The organism is Erythrobacter aureus (genome assembly GCF_003355455.1).
Classification (GTDB): domain Bacteria; phylum Pseudomonadota; class Alphaproteobacteria; order Sphingomonadales; family Sphingomonadaceae; genus Qipengyuania; species Qipengyuania aurea.
The window spans coordinates 309,997-326,533 of the sequence record NZ_CP031358.1 but is presented as its reverse complement, the minus strand read 5'-3'; the positions used below and the strand labels follow the sequence as shown (position 1 = coordinate 326,533).

Below are 16,537 nucleotides of genomic sequence, written 5' to 3'. Positions count from 1 at the left end.
ATATGACCCCTTTATGGCCCGAATTTACCCTCTGGGAACTTCGGGTCAACAACGGATTTAGGATTTTTCAGGAACTCGCCTTGCGAAATCCCGCTCTGCAGGGATTTTTCCAGCCTAGACGGCGATTGATCCAAGGAAGAACACTTCCTATGGTCGCTCCGAAATTTCCGAACTGGAGAAGAAATGTCTCTCTTGCTGTTAGCCGCTGCCGTAATCGTCCCCGCAGGAGAGACCTTCTCCTGTACGCCCACACACGTCTATGACGGTGACGGGCCGGTGTGGTGCGCTGAGGGGCCCCGCATTCGATTGTCTGGAATAGCTGCTCGCGAAATCGACGGAACTTGCCGCTCCAACCAGCCCTGCCCGGATGCGAGTGCCGAAGCAGCTCGAGACCACCTCGTCCGCCTAGTCGGCGTGCCTATCGGTCAAAGCCCACACGGCCACATCCTAGTCAAAGGTCCGACAATGCGCTGCCATAGCACTGGGTCAGGACGCGGCTCGCGAACCGCAGCATGGTGCTATTCGCCCAAGGGCGGCGATATTTCCTGCGCGATGGTCAGGTCGGGGACCGTCCTTCGCTGGGACCGCTACTGGAAAAATCACCGCTGCCGGTGATCCAACTTATCGCTGCCCTCTGATATAGGGCTTCGGATCCAGGGCTTTCCCTTCATACCGCACTTCGTAATGAAGATGCGGGCCAGTAGAGCGGCCTGTCGAACCGACTTCGCCGATCTTGGTCCCGCGCTGAACATATTGGCCCGACCGCACGAAAATGCGGTGCATGTGGGCGTAGCGGGTCTGATACCCGTTGCCATGGTTGATCTCGACAAGATTGCCATAGCTCCCGACCATCCCTGCCCGGCCGACATGCCCGTTTGCTGTCGCATAAATCGGAGTGCCAGTCGGCTTTGCCAGATCTACGCCCGAATGCTTCTTCGCACGCCCATGGAATGGATCGGCACGCATGCCGAAGCCCGATGTCATCTGCGCGTGCGTTGCTACCGGCAGGATAAGAGTGGCGACCGCCAACGCGATCTTCGATCGACTGAAATTTTTCATCGTTGCCCCGATGTTCGTAAAGACAGACTGGCTTGCCTGCAGGCGCTTTAAGGAGGACTGATCCCAAATCATCCTGCGCCCTGCGACAATGAGGGTTATCCTTCTGCCCCGCAAGTCTTAATTCCCCGTAACCGTGCTTAGCTACTCTGATCCTTGATTCTTCCTGAAGGACAATTCCCATAGTCAAGGTGCAACTTTCAGGAACCCGACAGGTTCTTTCCTGTTTGCACCACAATGGGACACGCAAAACTTTGACTCACATATCCACGCTCTCGTCAAGTATTTACGTGTTTTAACCCCTTTTATCCCGCCTGAAAGTCTGTAAAACAAATTTTACCCCCACGGATAAAGGCTCCGTCCTGATAAACTGAGGAAGTACCCCAATGTCGAAAAATGTTCTGGAGATGACCGTCGAAATTGTTGCTGCGCATGTTGCGCGCAATGATATGGACGCCAAGGATATTCCTGGCTTCGTCAAGGACCTTCATGGAACCCTTGCCGACCTCAAGGAAGGCGAAGGCTCCACCGCTCCGGCGCCCAAAAAGGCCCCGGCTCCCGCCAAGCCGGCTGAATCCAAGAAGGCAAAGCCTGCCGAGGAAGCTGAGAAAGCACCACCCGAAGCGCCCGCAGAAGAGGCTCCCGAGGAAGAAACCTCGAACCTCGTTGCGCTTCCGCGCCACAACGACCTTTCGGCTCCCGAATTCAAGGGTCTCGATCCTTGGCTTGCCGACCGTCTGGCCCCGAAGACTGCCGCAAAGCTGGATGCTTCGAACGACATCCACCCTTCGGTATTCCCGAACCACATCATCTGCCTTGAAAACGGCGCTGAGGTGAAGCTCCTGAAGTCCTACCTGCGGAAGAACTTCGACGGCATGACGCCCGAGCAGTACATCGAGAAGTGGAACCTTCCCGATGACTACCCGATGGCACCGCCCGAATACATCAAGAACAAGCGCGCGCTTGCGAAGAAGTCGGGCCTCGGCAGCAGCATCCGTGCCCGCGGCAAGAAGGGCAAGGCCACGCGCACCAGCACGCCGAAGACCACCGCGGCAGCAAAAACGGCTGGCAAGGGCGCTACCGCGAAGTCGCCCGCCAAGGTCGGCACCCGCCGCAAACAGCCGCTGATCCAGGGCAAGGAACGCGCTGCGGACTAATCTTCGGATTTTTTCCTACAATGGAAGGGCCGTCCCGAGAAATCGGGGCGGCCCTTTTCTATTGAAGTGGGCATGCTCTGTCAGAGCTGGATGCCAGAATTGAATGCAAGGAAATTGCCTATGCCCATTATCGCGACCGACGGCTCATCCCTCGGAACACCCACAGAGGAAGGGAAGCGTCGTGCCGTAGGGCATGGAGGATGGGCGGCTGTCGTCATCTTCGAGGACGACCACCCTATAGCGCCCGGCTTTACCCAGGAACTGATCGGCGGCAAGCGAGCCACCACCACCGGCGAGGTGGAGGTTCTCGGGTTTCTCAACGCACTCATGGCTGTTCAGGCCTACCGCCTCGCGCTTGAGGCCGATCCTGAAAATGCGATCATCACAGAACGCGACCGCTTCGAGATCATTTGCGACAGCCAATATGTCGTCAAATCCTATACGGAGCACCTGTCCAAGTGGATCAAGGCGAAGTGGCGCAAAGCCACCCGCGGCTCGATTGCCCACCAGGTCCTCTGGCAGGAAATTGCCGACCTCCGCGACGAGATCGGCAATTACGTGACCGTGACCCATCAGAAGGGTCACACCAAGAAGGCCAGCGACGAGACCGTCGACGAGCTGGTCGAAGCTAACGATATGGCCGACCGCGCCGCCGGAATCGTCTCGCGCTCCATCAGAGACACAGGCTTCATCCCTCAGCCTTCTCCGATCGTCTGGCGCCACATCGCCAAGGCCAGCGTCGACCGCGAGGCAGATATCCAGAAATTGCGAATGATGTCTGAGCGAATGCTCCAGACGCACGGATACGGCGCTCTCGTCGATGTCTTCCGCCAGGCTACGCACAACACCGGCATCACCGAGTAGCTGCCAGCCGGATTGAGGCTCTTGATGTCTTGAGCCGAAGCCAATTCATCGAAGGAAAGTCAGATGGCCCGCGCCAAAGCTAAAAAAGACACCCAGCCGGTTGCTGTTGCCGTGGCCCCCCAACGCCATCTCCGGTCCCCAGGGCCACTCAGCCCCTCGGAAACCGAGATCATCGTCTATGCCGGCCTGAAGGACGGCAAGGTTGTCGCTACCCCGGACAAAGTCTCGGTGAACACGCGCGCGGTCGCTCATCTCATCACCGACCGCGCCTCGATCGCCGACGGCATCGCTCACAAGGATCTCCATGTGATCGAAGAAGTGCCAGCCGTGTCTGCACAGACCTTCGCCATCGGCTCCAATCGCGACCTCAGGGCAAGCGCGTCCAACCAGGCAGCTATCGGCGGGTCGATTGACCTCGTCGACGCGGTCCTTCAAACCGCTTTCAAGGTCACCCTCTTCCTCGAAGGTTCGGACGACGCCCTCCCTCCCGAATTCGACGGCTGGAAGAAGACCAAAGTCGATACCAAGACCACGCCGCCTTCCATCTCGCTCTTGTGCATGTAGTAGCGCGGAAGCGCGTCTCTCTGTCCTGATACTCAACACGGAAAGCCATCATGTCCTACGTCATGTTTGTCGTCGCCCAGCTGATCGGAGCCGCGATCCTCTATTTCACCTATCGCGGCGTCTTCGACCTCTTCACAGCCTTTGTGGACGTGGTGCTGATGCTCGCACTCTCCTATCACGTCATGGTGCGCAAACCCGACGCCACCGGGATCCGGATGGCCTGCTTCACCGCCGCCCTTTGGATGGCCACACTCCTATCGGGCCGCCTCTTCTTTGAATTTCGCGGCATCGGCACATCCCTCGCATCGCTCTTCGTCTTCCTCGTGGTGGGCGGTGCTGCGGCTGTGGGCACATGGTCCGTCGTCCGCTACCCGAGCCTTGAAGGCATCGGAGATGACGAATGAAGACGGCTGGCTTCGAACTCTCTGACGAACAGATCAACGCCGGCCTGGCTGCCATGACCGGCACCTTCCGCCTCTTCGATGTGGAGCGAGCCCTCTACCGCGCTGGTGTCCCAGATGAGTTCGAGGGCAAGCGCTACGTCGCCAGCCGCTCAGCGGACAAGCTCCTGCAGCGTGAGCGCAAGGCTGGACGGATCCAGACAAATCCCGACAACAAGCGAGAATGGCTCCGCGTCTAACGCGGGCCTTCCGCCCACCTTTGCTGATGTGAAGTGTCCCTAGGATTGAAGCACCGAGGGAAGGAAAATTGCTGACCCGCTTCTATCAATCGACCTCTTCGACGCCGCTGTAAGCAGCTGCACCGAAGGAGCCGACGCTCCTGGGCTTCGACACGCCCGCTGGTCTCAGCCGGATTTCCGGTGTGGCTTCGGCCACAGGCGAAGTGCCGAACAACCTACGCATGCCTACTACCCAACCGTTCATACGACGGCGGCCGGCATCGCGGTCAACGAGACCCCCGCATTGTTACGCCTGGTCGCCATCGGAGAATGGTTACATGAAAATCTCGTCCATCTATGTCGATCGCTTCGGAAAAGCTCTGAAAGCCCGCGGTGTCGATCTCAAGCGCGCAGCTCTCATCGAGTTGCTCTCCAGCACTCTCGGATATCACAATTCCGGCGAGTTCAGCGCAGCCGCAAAGCGCGGCGACCTCACTCCCCTTCAGGCCCAGCCGCTCGGAAGCATCGCCCTGCCCGATGGCCAGCGCCTCATCATCGTCACCGACCAGTCCGCCAGTGCCCCTTACGGCATCGATGAAGCTTTCATCGAAAACGTCGTCGAGGAAGAGCGCGCCGAACTCATCGGCGTGACGCCCTATGGCCACCTCGCCTGGCTCGGCGACCTTGCTGGGCAGTCCATCCCCGACCTCGGAGCCGCGGCTGGTTCGCCGGCCGCAATTGACGGCTCGGATATGGTTTCTGTGAGCCGCGACACCCTCAGCCAGCTGGTAGAAGCCGCAGACAAGTATGCCGAGGATCTCTCGAGCGGTCTCGACGACGGCACCTATGATGACGACCCGGGCCTTGCCGAATACGAGGCTGCCATCAAGTTCGGCCGCCAGGCTGTCCAGTCCACCGCTCCCACCATCATCGACGACGGCGACACGAAGAAGCTTCGCCTTTTCACCGCCTGTGTCGACCATCGTCACGGCACCAATGCATACGCCGCGACATCCCCTGCCGAACTTCAGGCTCAGCTCGCTGAATTCTGCCGTGAGTTCTGGTCGGAGGTTGAGGAGATGGTCGAAGAGGACGTCGACACTCTCACCGACGCAGAGATCGTATCCACCTACTTCGACGCTCACAGCACCGAGTTCTACGACACCGGTGAGACCAGCATCGAAATCACGCCGGAAATCCTCGCTCAGCTTGGCATTACCAGCCAGCCGGTCGACGTGAAGCCGCACACGGCTGCTGGCGAATGCTCCGGCTTCGAAACCACTCCCTTCATGCTGCTGGAATGGCTGACCGACGAGTTTGGTAATACGCTGCCCGGTGTCACCCACGACGACCTCAACCATCAGGAGCTGAGCGTTCTCGATCGCGCCACCCTGCATTCGAAATACTGGGGCGGCCGTTCCAACCGTGTTGGCTTCGCCGTCAAGCACGAGGGCGAGACCTACCACGCCATCGAGATCAAGGAGACGTGGAACTGGGGCGACGAAGAGGACATCGGCAAGGCCGAAGCCGAACTCGCAATCAAGAAGTTCGAGGAGAGCCTGCTCGATCCGGTGACCTCAATGGGCGGAACGCTTCTCACCAGCTGCAAACCCCAGGACAACAGCATCACGCTCCTCGTCCTGCTTCCCTTCCACATCGCAGCGGATGCACACTCGAACGACGACTACTACGCAGCCGTCGATTACCTCATCAACGGGCGCATGGAAACTGAAGGCAAGCGCAAGCAGGTCTTCGCTGAATTCCGTCCGCAGGCATGGGTCAATGACTATGCCGTTCAGGTCGACCCTTCGGGCGATACGAAGATCGATGTCACCTTCGACCTCCTCCTTCTCGGCTATACCGCCGCGATGAACCACCTCGAGGATGACGCGGAGCGGGATTCCCTGCGTTACAGCGACTTCGCTCCCACCTGGGTGCAGGAACATACCGGCCCGTTCGAAGTCGATCTCGACCAGCACGACATCGACGAGCTGTTCACGATCATCCGCCCGGCCAAGGCTGAAGAGCCGGAAGAAATCGACGAGATGGCTCTCGAAGGTGACCCGGACAGCATCGAGCTGCCTGACCACTACGAGATCCACGAAGAGTGTGGCGAGTGGTCGTGGTTCGAAATGAACGGCATGAAGACCGAGGGCGAAGGCCACGGCTTCAAGACTGAATATGCCGCCAAGCTCGATGCCAAGTGCTGGGAAGACGAGCAGAACCGCTAAGCGATAGGGCGCTGCCTCCACACCGGGGCGGCGCCCTTCCACACATTCGCCAAGAAGAAGTGGCTCGACTGCGTTGTCGAGCGGTTTGGTCAAAAGGAGTTTGACCCATGAAAGTGACTGTTGCCCTTACGATGACCCTGAACACCCCTGAGGGGAATCCGGTCAACGGAGAACGGGCAATGGCCGCGGCCGCTGATGCGGAAACCGCGATCCAGAACCGCCTGATGGGTGCAGGTTTCCTGCCCGACGATGTCGAGGTCGATGCCTACACCATCGTTTCGACTGTCGACGCCGAAGACTAACGCCCGGCTGGTCAGACCTCTCTACTCGCTACACTCGCAAGGACGCTCGATGGAAAACGCCCTCATACCCCGCGCCACCATCCACGAGATCGTGGGACTTCGCTCGCAGGCGCTCGAGAAGTTCAATGCCGCCTACGCCCTGATCGGCGAAGGCTTCGACCTTGCGCGCCGTGCGTCGCCGCAGGGCTCCATCCCTTGCCTGCCTGAACGCATGAAGCGCCTTCTGGAAGGCGGCAGCCCCCGCGAAGCCGAGAACTTCGAGAAGGGCATGGCCAAGCTCGTCGACAAGGCGGTCTGGGAGCACCTCATCTACACCTCCGGTATCGACAAGCTGATGGATACGACGGCCCGCCAGGAGTTCCGTCACCAGCTGGTCGAGGATCCGCCCGAGGTTTCGGTCGAGAATTGCTTCGCCACCATGCAGAGCCTCGTCGGCGACGCCGACATGATCTTCAAGCGTGGTATCGCTACCGCCTTTTCGAGGCTCGACCGCCGCTTCCGTTCGCATGATGGCTTCAAGATCGGCAGCCGGATCATCTTCTCCTACGCTCTCACCAGCTATCAAGCCTGGTCGAGCGCAGGCGCCGATGACCATCTCATGGATGTCGAACGCGCCTTCTACGTGCTCGACGGCAAGCAAGTCCCGGAGCGCTGGAATGGCATCGTTGGCGAGATCAACGAACAGCGCAGCTGCATGAACCCGAAGACGTTCACCGCGGAATCCGAATATTTCAAATGCCGGGTCTTTAAGAACGGCAACCTCCACGTCTACTTCAAGCGCGACGACCTGGTGCGCAACGTCAACCAGCTGCTCGCCGAGTATTACGGCGCATCCATCGGGGCAGCGGCCGACGTTGCCGAGAAGAAGCACCGGCCAGCCCAAGGGCTTGCCAAAAACTATGGCTTCTTCCCCACCCCACATGAGCTTGCCGAGCGCGTCATCGACGAAGCCTACCTCAGCGAAGGCATGAAGGTGCTCGAGCCGAACGCCGGCACTGGCGCACTCTCCAGCCTCGCCGCCGACAAGAAATGCGATGTCACCTGCGTTGAAGTCCAGCCCGACCTGATCGAGCAGCTCGAGGCGGACGACCGCTACACCACCGTCCTTGCAATGGACTTCCTCGAACTGAACCCGTCCATGACCGGTCTGTTCGAACGCATCATCATGAACCCGCCCTTCGATAGGGGCCGGGATGTCGACCACGTCAGCCATGCTCTCGATTTCCTCGAGACCGGCGGCGTGCTAGTCGCAATCATGTCCTCCGGCGTCGAATTCCGATCCGATGCCAAAACCCAGGACTTCCGCGCCCGGGTCGAAGCGATGGGAGGTCGCTTCATCGATTTGCCGGCTGGCTCTTTCGAGTCCGTCGGCACCATGGTCAACACAGTGATGCTGACCGTCCGCAAACGATAGAAAGAAGGCCGCAATGTCGGACAATACCAAGACCGAGGCGGAAAACCGTCCGGTAGCCAAGACCACCCTCACCTATACGATGGTGCATCCCGCTGAGCTCGATCCCTCGAAGATGAGCGCGGACGATGTCGCATACCATCTCGGCGATGGCGATTTCGTCGGTGCGCGCACCGCGGTCGAAACCACGCCGATCGAGGACAGCCAGGTCGAGGCGGAACTAGAAGCCGTCGGCGGAAGCCCCGAATTCTTCAAGAAGCCCGACGACGACCTCCTGTCGTAAGGCTGACCTTTCCCGCATCCTCCCAAGGAGCAGTTGATGCCCAGTCCAGAACCCAAGCCACAGGTCCCTCGCCTCACGCTCTACGAGCCCGTCTTAGGCAAGCTCGGCGGCTTCATCGCAGCCACGGTCCTCGTCGGCACGCAGGAAGAGGACTATATCCGCTGCTCCTACGAAGGCGGAAAATACACTCCAATGGACTTCGTCGAGAAGCTCCAGATTGCTGCGTGGCGCTGCTCGGAGCGTCACGCGAGTGTCGCGCATTGCCATGCCCAGCCATACGATGTCACCGAGATCGGCGCCGTCGTTTACGACGAAGTCATGCGCGGTTGGATTGTCGAGGAGATCACCAACGAGACGGCAGCAAATAGCTGGCTCGGCGAAGTCCCTGTCATCGGCGGAACCGACGAACAGAAACAGCGCGCGGCTGGCCTCATCATGAAGAACGGCAGCAACGTGCCGGCGATGATGGCCTTCACGCAGGCTAAAGCCATGAACCGTGACCCGGTCGAAGCGGTGCTCGACTACGCTCGCACCCACTGAGACGAGAGACCCACCATGACCAAATGGAAACCCATCGAGGACGCGCCGAAAGACGGCTCCTGGCAAATCGTTGGATGCTGGGTCACCCATGAAGATGGCTCTTGCGACTGGTCGTTCTGGGCTGAGCCTCTTGATGGCGGCCCGATTGGCTGTGACGGACGGTATGGCGACCCCGCCACCCATTACCTCCCCCAGGGCGTCCTGCCGGACCCGCCTGCCTATGAGGCTCCCGAATGCCAGAACTGAAAGCTGAGCTGAAGGCGAAGGCCCACCAGTCGACGCGCCGCGACCAGCGGCCCCAAGACCACGTCTGCTGGCGTGCGATGGAGCATATCGAGACTGTCGAGAAGGAGCGAGACAATCTCCGCGCCCTGCTGAAGCAAGTCGACAAGAGCTGGCGGCCCAAAGGGTCCGGATATCGCGGCTTGAAGAAGCAGGTGGACGACGCCGTTGGCGACGAACCGGAGACCACAGTAGAAGGCGAATGAAGGGGGCTTTCCGGTGATCCTATTCACCGAAGGAAATGCCCTCATGATGACTCCGCAGCTATCCACCCACGCACGTTCCGAAGGCATAGGGGGGATACACAGCGACAAGAGCAATAGCGCGCTCGACCTGTTGGTCGCGCTCGGAGCTCTTGTCCTGGGCGGGCGTCAGATGTTTGAGCGTGACTGTCTCAGCTTCACCTTCGATTGCTGGAGGCAGATCCACGAAGGTAACCCCGTCCCCGAAATGGACCGCGTTACCGCGGCTGATGTCTTCGCCGACATCGCCGATATCAGGGCTCTCCCCGCGACCCATCCTGCGGAGGTCGACGAGGTAGAACCGGAATTCCTCGCTCTCGTAACCGACATCGAGGAGTATGTGCGCCGCAACGCGCCGACATTGCAGTAGCCAGGCTCAGCAGCCAGCCGCCAAGCGGCAGACGTCCAAGCCCCAAACACACCTGCAATTCCGGAATTTCACCAAATGGCCCTCCCCCAGTACCTTCTCGACAACCCGACCACCAACCCGACCGACGTCGTTCGCAAGCAGATCGAAAACATGGGTCTCGAAGCAGAGATCACCCGCACCGGCTCAACCGTCACGGTTCGCAACCTCGAGATTGATCCTAGCGATAGTTCTCTCGCTCACCGCGCCATCAAGCTCCTTGTCAATCATGCGGATGCCAATACACTATGCATCGATGCGATTGTCCTACCGGTTCAGGGCAACATCATCAGTCATTACGAAGCCGCCGGCTTCATTATCCACGCAGAAGCTGCGAACGACGACGAAGGCGCTCACACGCTCCTGCGTCGCAGCGCGCGGCGATAACAGGAATGCCGATGCCGATTGACCTACGACACATAAATGGCCCGATCGATATTATCGGAGACATTCACGGCTGCGCAGAAGAACTGCAAGAATTGCTCGTCAAACTGGGTCATGCCCAACAAACTTCAACAGGAAGCATCGAACTTATCCAGCATCCCGAGGGTCGGCACGTCTGCCTCCTCGGAGATCTCACTGACCACGGTCCGGATAACTTATCTTCCATCAAGCTCGCGAAAGTACTTCAGGAAGATTTCGGTGCAATCATCGTAATGGGGAACCATGACGAACGCTTGGCCGCCTGGCTTCGCGGATTAGACACTCGCATCAGCCACGGGCTGCACACGACTGTCGCATGCCTTTCATCACTCACCACCGAGGAACGCGAACGATATGCCGACTGGCTTGAGAGCTTGCCCCCACACTGCGTGCTCGACAGCGGATCTCTTATTGTTGCCCATGCAGGCCTCAAAGAAGAATTCCACGGAATAGATTCCGACGAATCCCGCGCTTGCGCTCTCTACGGAAAGAAGACGGGTGAGACTGACCGCCACGGAATCCCCACGAGCGTTGACTGGGCTGCGGACTATCGCGGGAAAGCGCTTGTCGTTCACGGCCATGTCGTGACCCGCGAGCCGAGACGATTAAACAACGTCATCTCGATCGACAACGGCTGCGTCTTCGGTGGCAAGCTTACCGCTTACCGGTACCCCGAAGACACCTTTGTCAGCGTCACCGCGAAAGCCAATCATGGAAACGGCGTCCTGCCCGACCCAGAACCAACCAACATGCAAGAAGCCGCCTGATGACCAAGACCCTTCACATCCCCGACTTCTCCCTGGTCGTCGTACTCGCGAAGCAGGCCGATCATGCGAAGGCCATGATCGAGCGGCTGGTCTTCCACACGCATATCCATGTGACCACGAACCTGCCCGAAGATGCGAAGACGAAGGTTCTGGATGCGCTGGCCACCAAGAAGCCCGGCGCCCTTCACCTTGCCCATAGCCATCCGAAGATACGCCAAAGCATGATCCGCTCAGCCCGCAGGTCTGGCGCGCACCCTGTCGTCATCTGCATCGGAGAAACGGAGACTGTCGAAGAGAGCGAAGACTTCCGCTTCATCTACGACATCCAGCCGGACGATATCGCGAGCCTCGAAATCTCGCGCGTCCGGATGCCCAACGACCTGCGCCACCTCAATGGCGGCTTCGATATCATCGGCGACATCCATGGCTGCGGCGATGAATTCGGACAGTTGCTCGTTGAGCTGGGCCATGCCCGAGTATGCTCGCCTGGTATGATCGAACTTGTCCCTCATCCCGAAGGCCGTCGCGTCTGCCTTGTGGGCGACCTCACCGATCGCGGCCCAGAGAACCAGTCGGTTCTCGAAATCTCCCGCGCCCTCAATGAACGCTTCGGGGCCATCATCGCTCTCGGCAACCACGACGACAAGCTCCGCCGGTGGTTGCGTGGCGGCGACGTGAAGATCGGCCCGGGCCTCCAGAAGACTGTCGACGAGCTCCAGCATATGGCCGACGGAGACCGCCACTCCTATGCCGACTGGCTGGATGACCTTCGCACCCACTACATCCTCGACGACGGCGCGCTGATCATCGCGCACGCCGGCCTCAAAGAGGAATTCCACGGCGTGGAAAGCAATGCCTCTCGGGCGTTCGCTCTCTTCGGCGAACGCACGGGCGAGAACGACGAAACCGGTCGCCCCGTCGCTGTCGACTGGGCTGCCGAATACTCCGGCGAGCCACTCGTCGTCCATGGGCATGTCGTCACCCGTGAGCCGCGCCGCTTGAACAATGTTCTCGCGATCGACACCGGCTGCGTCTTCGGTGGCAAGCTCACCGCATATCGCTATCCCGAAAACACGTTCATCAGCGTGGATGCCAAAAAGGCATACTACGAAGGCGTATTCCCTGATATGGAAGACGCTGCGTGACGGAGCGGATGAGCCTCGAAGACTACAAGAAGATCACCGCCCCCGAACCCGCGCCCAAGCGCGAGATCGGCCCTCCGAAGAAGGCTCGAAAACGTCGACTTCCCTCGAAGAGCCAGGCCAAGCCCAAAGGGCCGGTGACCTTCCAGGCCGCCATTCTCCGCCTGATGGCATGCCTCCCTCCCCGCGGCATGAAGATCAAGCCCGAGGAGCGGCTGGCAATCGACTTCGCGACCACGCTCCGAGCCTTCACCATCGAAGGAAAGCTTCGCTGTGTCTGGACCCACCCTGCGAACGAGATCGCTGGGCACCAGGGTCGGCTCGCGCAGATGCGCTACGCTCTCGCCAAGGCAATGGGTCTCATCCCCGGCACCGCCGACTATCTCTTTCTCTGGAAGGACGGCTCAGGCGTGCTCGAGGCGAAGGTAGGCAAGAACGGCCAGCAGCCCAACCAGATCGACTACGAAGCCTGGTGCATGGAAATGGGCGTGCCCTACCGCATCTTCACCACCGTGGATGAGGGTCTCGCGATCCTGCGCGAGTGGGGCGTCCTCACGGACAAACAGAAAACCAGTTGAAGGAGGACACAGGGGTTTCTTGCAGCTGAAAGCCTGAGGAAATCTCGTGTCCGATTCACTACCGACGAACCTGCCGACACAGCGGCAGCTCGTGCTCCCTATTCTCGATGCCGTCGACAAGGCGGGTGGTGAAGCCACCACCGCCGAGATCCGCAACGCAGTTGCCGATCAGCTTGGCCTCGATGAGACGCAGCGCAATCAGCGCGGCACTATCGGCGGCCAAGACCACAACCTCCTCGCCCATCGTATCCGCTGGGGCCAACAGCACAGCAAGCTGGCCGGACTCATCGAACGTGACGGTCGCGCATGGCGCCTGACCGATACCGGCTCGAAGCACCTGACCTCGGCCTTCCCCGGTCGGCCGGTCACCGTATTCTTCACCCCGAATGGCTGCGCCCTCTGGGGTATGGCGGAAGATGCCGCCAGCGTGATCGACCCGGGCACGGTTCGCCTTCTGCTCACCAGTCCGCCCTACCCGCTCAAGACGAAGAAGGAATACGGCAACAAGGTCGGGCAGGAATACATCGACTGGCTCTGTTCCATCATCGAACGCCTCATGCCCGTCATGGAGAGCAATGGCTCTCTCGTCCTCAACCTCGGTGACACTTGGCTCAAGAACTCGCCTACGGTGTCGATGTACCAGGAGCGCACGATTATCGCGCTGCAGGATCGGCTGGGCCTTCACCTTTGCCAGCGTCTCCTCTGGCACAACCCATCAGCCCTCCCCGTGCCGTCGAACTACGTCGGCGTGGAGCGCATCCGCCTCAAGCAGGCTGTCGAGTGCCTCTGGTGGCTCTCCCCCGAGGATCGCCCCTACGCGGACAACCGCGCCATCCTTGAGCCCTACTCCGACCGCATGAAGAAGCTCATCGAGAAGGGTGGCGCCGTCCGCAGCAAGAAGCCGTCGGGCCACGCAACCCGCGAAGGCTCCTTCGCCGCCGACAATGGCGGCTCGATCGCGCCCAACATCTTCCGCATCCCGAATAGCGGAGACCAGCAATACACGCGCGCCTGCCGCGATGCCGGCCTTCCGCCGCATCCCGCACGCATGCCCATCCCGCTGGCATCGAAGATGATCGAATTTCTCAGCCAGCCGGGCGAGGTCGTCTTCGATCCGTTCGGTGGCTCTGGAAGCACTGCCCGCGCAGCCGAGGATCTCGGCCGTCACTGGATCACCACCGAAGCCGCCCGCGAATACGTCGAGGGCGCCAAACTTCGCTTTTCCGAGGAACTCGCACGATGAGCGCAGCCGCCAAAAATCCCGCACTCGACATGGGCCACTTCGAATATCGAAGGTTGAACGGCCAAGTCTTCGGCATCTGGGACAACCTCAAAGGAGGTTACGTCATCGAAGACGACCAGATCATGCGTCGCCCAAATATGGGCAGAGCTATGGGCGCCTGCATGAAGCTTGCCCGCGAATACCGGGAAGAGCAGGCTCGGCTCGCTAAAAGCGATTCCGAGACGGCATGACCTTCCCTCTCGGCCGATACCAGTTCGCTATCGACGACCGGATACGCGAAGCCGTTTCGGCTGGCGCGATCTTCGCGCTTAACCTGTCGGGCGGGAAAGACTCCACGATGACGGCCCATGCCGCCAACGCGATCCTCAACAGTCTCGGCCACCCGCGCGAGCGCCGGCTCCTCATCCACGCCGACCTAGGTCGCGCTGAATGGCGCAGCACCCCAGCCGCTATCGAAAAACAAGCCGCACAGCTTGGCCTCCCACTCGCCGTCGTCCGCCGCACAGCTGGCGACATGGTTGCTCGCTGGGAGCAACGCTATGCCCTCGGCCTCGAGCAGTACACCGAACTCAAGCTTGGACGCATGCGCAGCCCTTGGTCCGCAGCAAGCCTTCGGTTCTGCACCGCCGAGATGAAAAGAGATGTGCTTCACCGCCACCTACGGTCCCAATACCCAGGGGAGACCATCGTCTCCGCTCTTGGGATACGCCACGCCGAAAGCTCAGCCCGCGCAAAAACGCCAGTCTCGAAGGTCGACGCCAAGCTGAAGCGCGCCGACGGGACCAACGGGATACTTTGGCATCCCTCGATCCATATCTCGACCGAGGACGTCTTTGCCTATCACCGCGAACACGATCTTCATCTCCACGAGGCCTACACCCTCCATGGAGCATCGCGCGTCTCCTGCGCATTCTGTGTCATTGCCTCCTTGAACGACCTAACCGTCGCAGCAGGCGTGGAATCGAACCGAGAGCTGTTCGACCATCTCGTCGGGATGGAACTCGAGACCGGCTTCTCGTTCCAACAAGGACGCTGGCTCGCTGACGTAGCTCCGCACCTTCTGAGCGGCCAGCGCATCAAGATGCTCGCCGCGGCAAAGTCCTACGCTGAAAAGCGCCGCGAGCTGGAAAGCCAGATTCCGAAAAATTTCCTGAAGGCTCCCACCGGCCAAAAATGGCCGTGGCGGTTGCCGGAGGCCGAAGAAGCCGCCGCAATAGCTTCCGCGCGGCGCTTCAATTCCGACTGGATCGGCAGAAATCTGCCATTTCTGACCGCCCATTCGGTTACGGCAAAATTCGAGGAAATGATTACGGCTAATAAAGCCTTATCAGAGGGTTAGGAAGAAAACCTCTTGACGCCGAATTCCCTAAAAGGCGAGAATACATCCAGACGGGAAGGTTGGGTTCTTCCTAAAACATCCAGAAACATTCCAGGGGAATGCATAATGACCGCACAACTTCAGTTCGACGATTTCGTCGATGCCGCTCCCGTTGCACTCAAACGCCGCCCGGCGGGAGACGACAAGCCGCTGCTTCTCACGCGTGCTGAAATCAAGCTTCTCGGCGAGCTCTCGGAAGAATGCGGCCGCCTTCTCAAGATTACCGGGCTGAGCACCTCCCACCAGGTCGGCGCGATGCATTCCGCCCTCGCCGGTGTCGAAGCAGCCTACGGCCGCGAATGGAATGGCATCCTGAAAGCCGCTGTCGCCGGCATCGAAGCCTGTAACCAGGTCATGGGCGTCTCACCCTACATCTTCCAGCATACCGACGGCGCCAGCCGCAACCTCGCTTCTCCCCAGCGCGTCGCCCTCAAGGAAATGGGCCTCCGCATCAGCCTCGCCACCAGGCCCATGTCTCTCGAAGACAATGACACCGCGCTCTGCATGCGCGCCATGGTCTTCGCTGCGATCGCCGCCGAACGCGGCCTCATTCACCTCGCCATCGAGAACTTCGGCGCGATCATTCGCACCCTCCACAGCGAACTCTCCCCGCTTCGCGAATACATCGCTTGGGACGACAAGACCAACGCCCTCGCCGCGCGCTTCGCGAACGCCAAGGTCAAGCTTCCGTGATTTTCCACTTCCTTCTGCCGCTCGCCGCTGCTGCAGGCTCGGTCCCTTCTGTGGACATGCTCGCCACCGACGAGGCACGGAACCTCTGCGTGGCGGCGGCGGAAGGAAGCCTCGACGCGGAAACGCAATGCATCGCTCTCATTCGAGAGCATGCAGACCCCATGCTCGTAGACGAGATGGATCCGGACTTTCAGTCCAGCTGCATGGTCGTCGAGAAGATCTCCGAGACCGAGCTTATCTGGATTTTCCTCGAATGGCTCGAAGAACATCCCGATGCGGGAGATAAGCCCGCATCTACCTCCATCACAGCAGCCCTCTTCGAGAAGCTGCCCTGTGGTTGGCAGGAGCGTTGACCT

Annotated in this window: 25 protein-coding genes; 23 read left to right on the top strand and 2 right to left on the bottom strand. The window is 60.0% G+C overall.

The annotated features are described in order from the left end of the window. Positions 1-183 precede the first annotated feature (183 nt). Complete coding sequence (locus DVR09_RS17725) at positions 184-615, top strand: thermonuclease family protein (RefSeq protein ID WP_115418389.1); 432 nt, start codon at positions 184-186, stop codon at positions 613-615. A gap of 6 nt (positions 616-621) precedes the next feature. Here the strand turns inward: DVR09_RS17725 and DVR09_RS16615 are convergent, their stop codons facing one another. After that, a complete protein-coding gene (locus tag DVR09_RS16615) occupies positions 622-1,059 on the bottom strand; it encodes a M23 family metallopeptidase (protein WP_234041635.1) in 438 nt (145 codons plus the stop codon). 383 nt (positions 1,060-1,442) lie between these two features. On the opposite strand from DVR09_RS16615, the gene DVR09_RS16610 reads away from it, so the two are divergent. The 5 genes from DVR09_RS16610 (at position 1,443) to DVR09_RS16590 (ending at position 4,281) form a co-directional block, all read left to right on the top strand. Beyond that, positions 1,443-2,213 (top strand): MucR family transcriptional regulator, encoded by a 771-nt coding sequence (locus DVR09_RS16610; RefSeq protein WP_115418387.1) that lies wholly within the window; start codon positions 1,443-1,445, stop codon positions 2,211-2,213. A gap of 120 nt (positions 2,214-2,333) precedes the next feature. Then, positions 2,334-3,077 (top strand): RNase H family protein, encoded by a 744-nt coding sequence (locus DVR09_RS16605; protein WP_162815073.1) that lies wholly within the window; start codon positions 2,334-2,336, stop codon positions 3,075-3,077. 63 nt (positions 3,078-3,140) lie between these two features. Continuing rightward, on the top strand, positions 3,141-3,641 hold the full coding sequence (locus DVR09_RS16600; protein ID WP_115418385.1) for a hypothetical protein: 501 nt from the start codon (positions 3,141-3,143) through the stop codon (positions 3,639-3,641). A 50-nt stretch (positions 3,642-3,691) separates the two neighbouring features. Then, on the top strand, positions 3,692-4,045 hold the full coding sequence (locus DVR09_RS16595; RefSeq protein ID WP_115418384.1) for a hypothetical protein: 354 nt from the start codon (positions 3,692-3,694) through the stop codon (positions 4,043-4,045). Further along, positions 4,042-4,281, top strand: coding sequence for a hypothetical protein (locus DVR09_RS16590; protein WP_115418383.1), 240 nt, complete (start codon positions 4,042-4,044; stop codon positions 4,279-4,281). Before DVR09_RS16595 ends, DVR09_RS16590 begins: the two co-directional genes overlap by 4 nt. Positions 4,282-4,366: 85 nt before the next feature. Here DVR09_RS16590 and DVR09_RS17335 read toward each other — a convergent pair whose 3' ends face one another. Then, a complete protein-coding gene (locus tag DVR09_RS17335; protein WP_162815072.1) occupies positions 4,367-4,504 on the bottom strand; it encodes a hypothetical protein in 138 nt (45 codons plus the stop codon). Between the two features lie 94 nt (positions 4,505-4,598). Between DVR09_RS17335 and DVR09_RS16585 the strand changes: the two genes are divergently transcribed. The 17 genes from DVR09_RS16585 to DVR09_RS16515 all read left to right on the top strand — a co-directional run bounded on the left by DVR09_RS16585 (position 4,599) and on the right by DVR09_RS16515 (position 16,534). Next, positions 4,599-6,491 (top strand): hypothetical protein, encoded by a 1,893-nt coding sequence (locus DVR09_RS16585; protein ID WP_115418382.1) that lies wholly within the window; start codon positions 4,599-4,601, stop codon positions 6,489-6,491. Positions 6,492-6,598: 107 nt separating this feature from the next. Then, positions 6,599-6,793 (top strand): hypothetical protein, encoded by a 195-nt coding sequence (locus DVR09_RS17330; RefSeq protein WP_162815071.1) that lies wholly within the window; start codon positions 6,599-6,601, stop codon positions 6,791-6,793. 49 nt (positions 6,794-6,842) lie between these two features. Next, positions 6,843-8,207, top strand: coding sequence for a DUF4942 domain-containing protein (locus DVR09_RS16580; protein WP_162815070.1), 1,365 nt, complete (start codon positions 6,843-6,845; stop codon positions 8,205-8,207). 13 nt (positions 8,208-8,220) lie between these two features. Beyond that, positions 8,221-8,487, top strand: coding sequence for a hypothetical protein (locus DVR09_RS16575; protein WP_115418380.1), 267 nt, complete (start codon positions 8,221-8,223; stop codon positions 8,485-8,487). A gap of 36 nt (positions 8,488-8,523) precedes the next feature. Continuing rightward, positions 8,524-9,027, top strand: coding sequence for a hypothetical protein (locus DVR09_RS16570; RefSeq protein ID WP_115418379.1), 504 nt, complete (start codon positions 8,524-8,526; stop codon positions 9,025-9,027). Positions 9,028-9,042: 15 nt separating this feature from the next. Then, positions 9,043-9,273: a hypothetical protein gene (locus DVR09_RS16565; protein ID WP_115418378.1), complete on the top strand. Its 231-nt coding sequence runs from the start codon at positions 9,043-9,045 to the stop codon at positions 9,271-9,273. Then, positions 9,261-9,515, top strand: coding sequence for a hypothetical protein (locus DVR09_RS16560; protein WP_115418377.1), 255 nt, complete (start codon positions 9,261-9,263; stop codon positions 9,513-9,515). Before DVR09_RS16565 ends, DVR09_RS16560 begins: the two co-directional genes overlap by 13 nt. A 43-nt stretch (positions 9,516-9,558) precedes the next feature. Further along, complete coding sequence (locus DVR09_RS16555) at positions 9,559-9,921, top strand: hypothetical protein (RefSeq protein ID WP_115418376.1); 363 nt, start codon at positions 9,559-9,561, stop codon at positions 9,919-9,921. 75 nt (positions 9,922-9,996) lie between these two features. Next, positions 9,997-10,344 (top strand): hypothetical protein, encoded by a 348-nt coding sequence (locus tag DVR09_RS17325; protein WP_162815069.1) that lies wholly within the window; start codon positions 9,997-9,999, stop codon positions 10,342-10,344. An 11-nt stretch (positions 10,345-10,355) separates the two neighbouring features. Then, positions 10,356-11,147 carry a bis(5'-nucleosyl)-tetraphosphatase PrpE gene (gene prpE, locus DVR09_RS16550; protein ID WP_162815068.1) on the top strand — a complete coding sequence of 264 codons (792 nt, stop codon included), beginning with the start codon at positions 10,356-10,358 and terminating at the stop codon, positions 11,145-11,147. Further along, the gene (locus tag DVR09_RS16545) at positions 11,147-12,292 is read left to right on the top strand and encodes a metallophosphoesterase (RefSeq protein WP_115418374.1); all 1,146 of its coding nucleotides are present in this window, start codon (positions 11,147-11,149) and stop codon (positions 12,290-12,292) included. Before prpE ends, DVR09_RS16545 begins: the two co-directional genes overlap by 1 nt. Next, positions 12,289-12,867, top strand: a complete 579-nt coding sequence (locus DVR09_RS16540; protein WP_234041634.1) for a hypothetical protein — start codon at positions 12,289-12,291, stop codon at positions 12,865-12,867. Before DVR09_RS16545 ends, DVR09_RS16540 begins: the two co-directional genes overlap by 4 nt. 46 nt (positions 12,868-12,913) lie before the next feature. Further along, the gene (locus tag DVR09_RS16535) at positions 12,914-14,110 is read left to right on the top strand and encodes a site-specific DNA-methyltransferase (protein WP_115418373.1); all 1,197 of its coding nucleotides are present in this window, start codon (positions 12,914-12,916) and stop codon (positions 14,108-14,110) included. Next, positions 14,107-14,340: a hypothetical protein gene (locus DVR09_RS16530; RefSeq protein WP_115418372.1), complete on the top strand. Its 234-nt coding sequence runs from the start codon at positions 14,107-14,109 to the stop codon at positions 14,338-14,340. Before DVR09_RS16535 ends, DVR09_RS16530 begins: the two co-directional genes overlap by 4 nt. A gap of 107 nt (positions 14,341-14,447) precedes the next feature. Further along, positions 14,448-15,449, top strand: coding sequence for a phosphoadenosine phosphosulfate reductase domain-containing protein (locus tag DVR09_RS16525; RefSeq protein WP_234041633.1), 1,002 nt, complete (start codon positions 14,448-14,450; stop codon positions 15,447-15,449). 105 nt (positions 15,450-15,554) lie between these two features. Then, positions 15,555-16,181, top strand: a complete 627-nt coding sequence (locus tag DVR09_RS16520) for a hypothetical protein (protein ID WP_115418370.1) — start codon at positions 15,555-15,557, stop codon at positions 16,179-16,181. Then, the gene (locus tag DVR09_RS16515; RefSeq protein WP_115418369.1) at positions 16,178-16,534 is read left to right on the top strand and encodes a Rap1a/Tai family immunity protein; all 357 of its coding nucleotides are present in this window, start codon (positions 16,178-16,180) and stop codon (positions 16,532-16,534) included. Before DVR09_RS16520 ends, DVR09_RS16515 begins: the two co-directional genes overlap by 4 nt. The last annotated feature ends 3 nt before the right edge of the window (positions 16,535-16,537 follow it).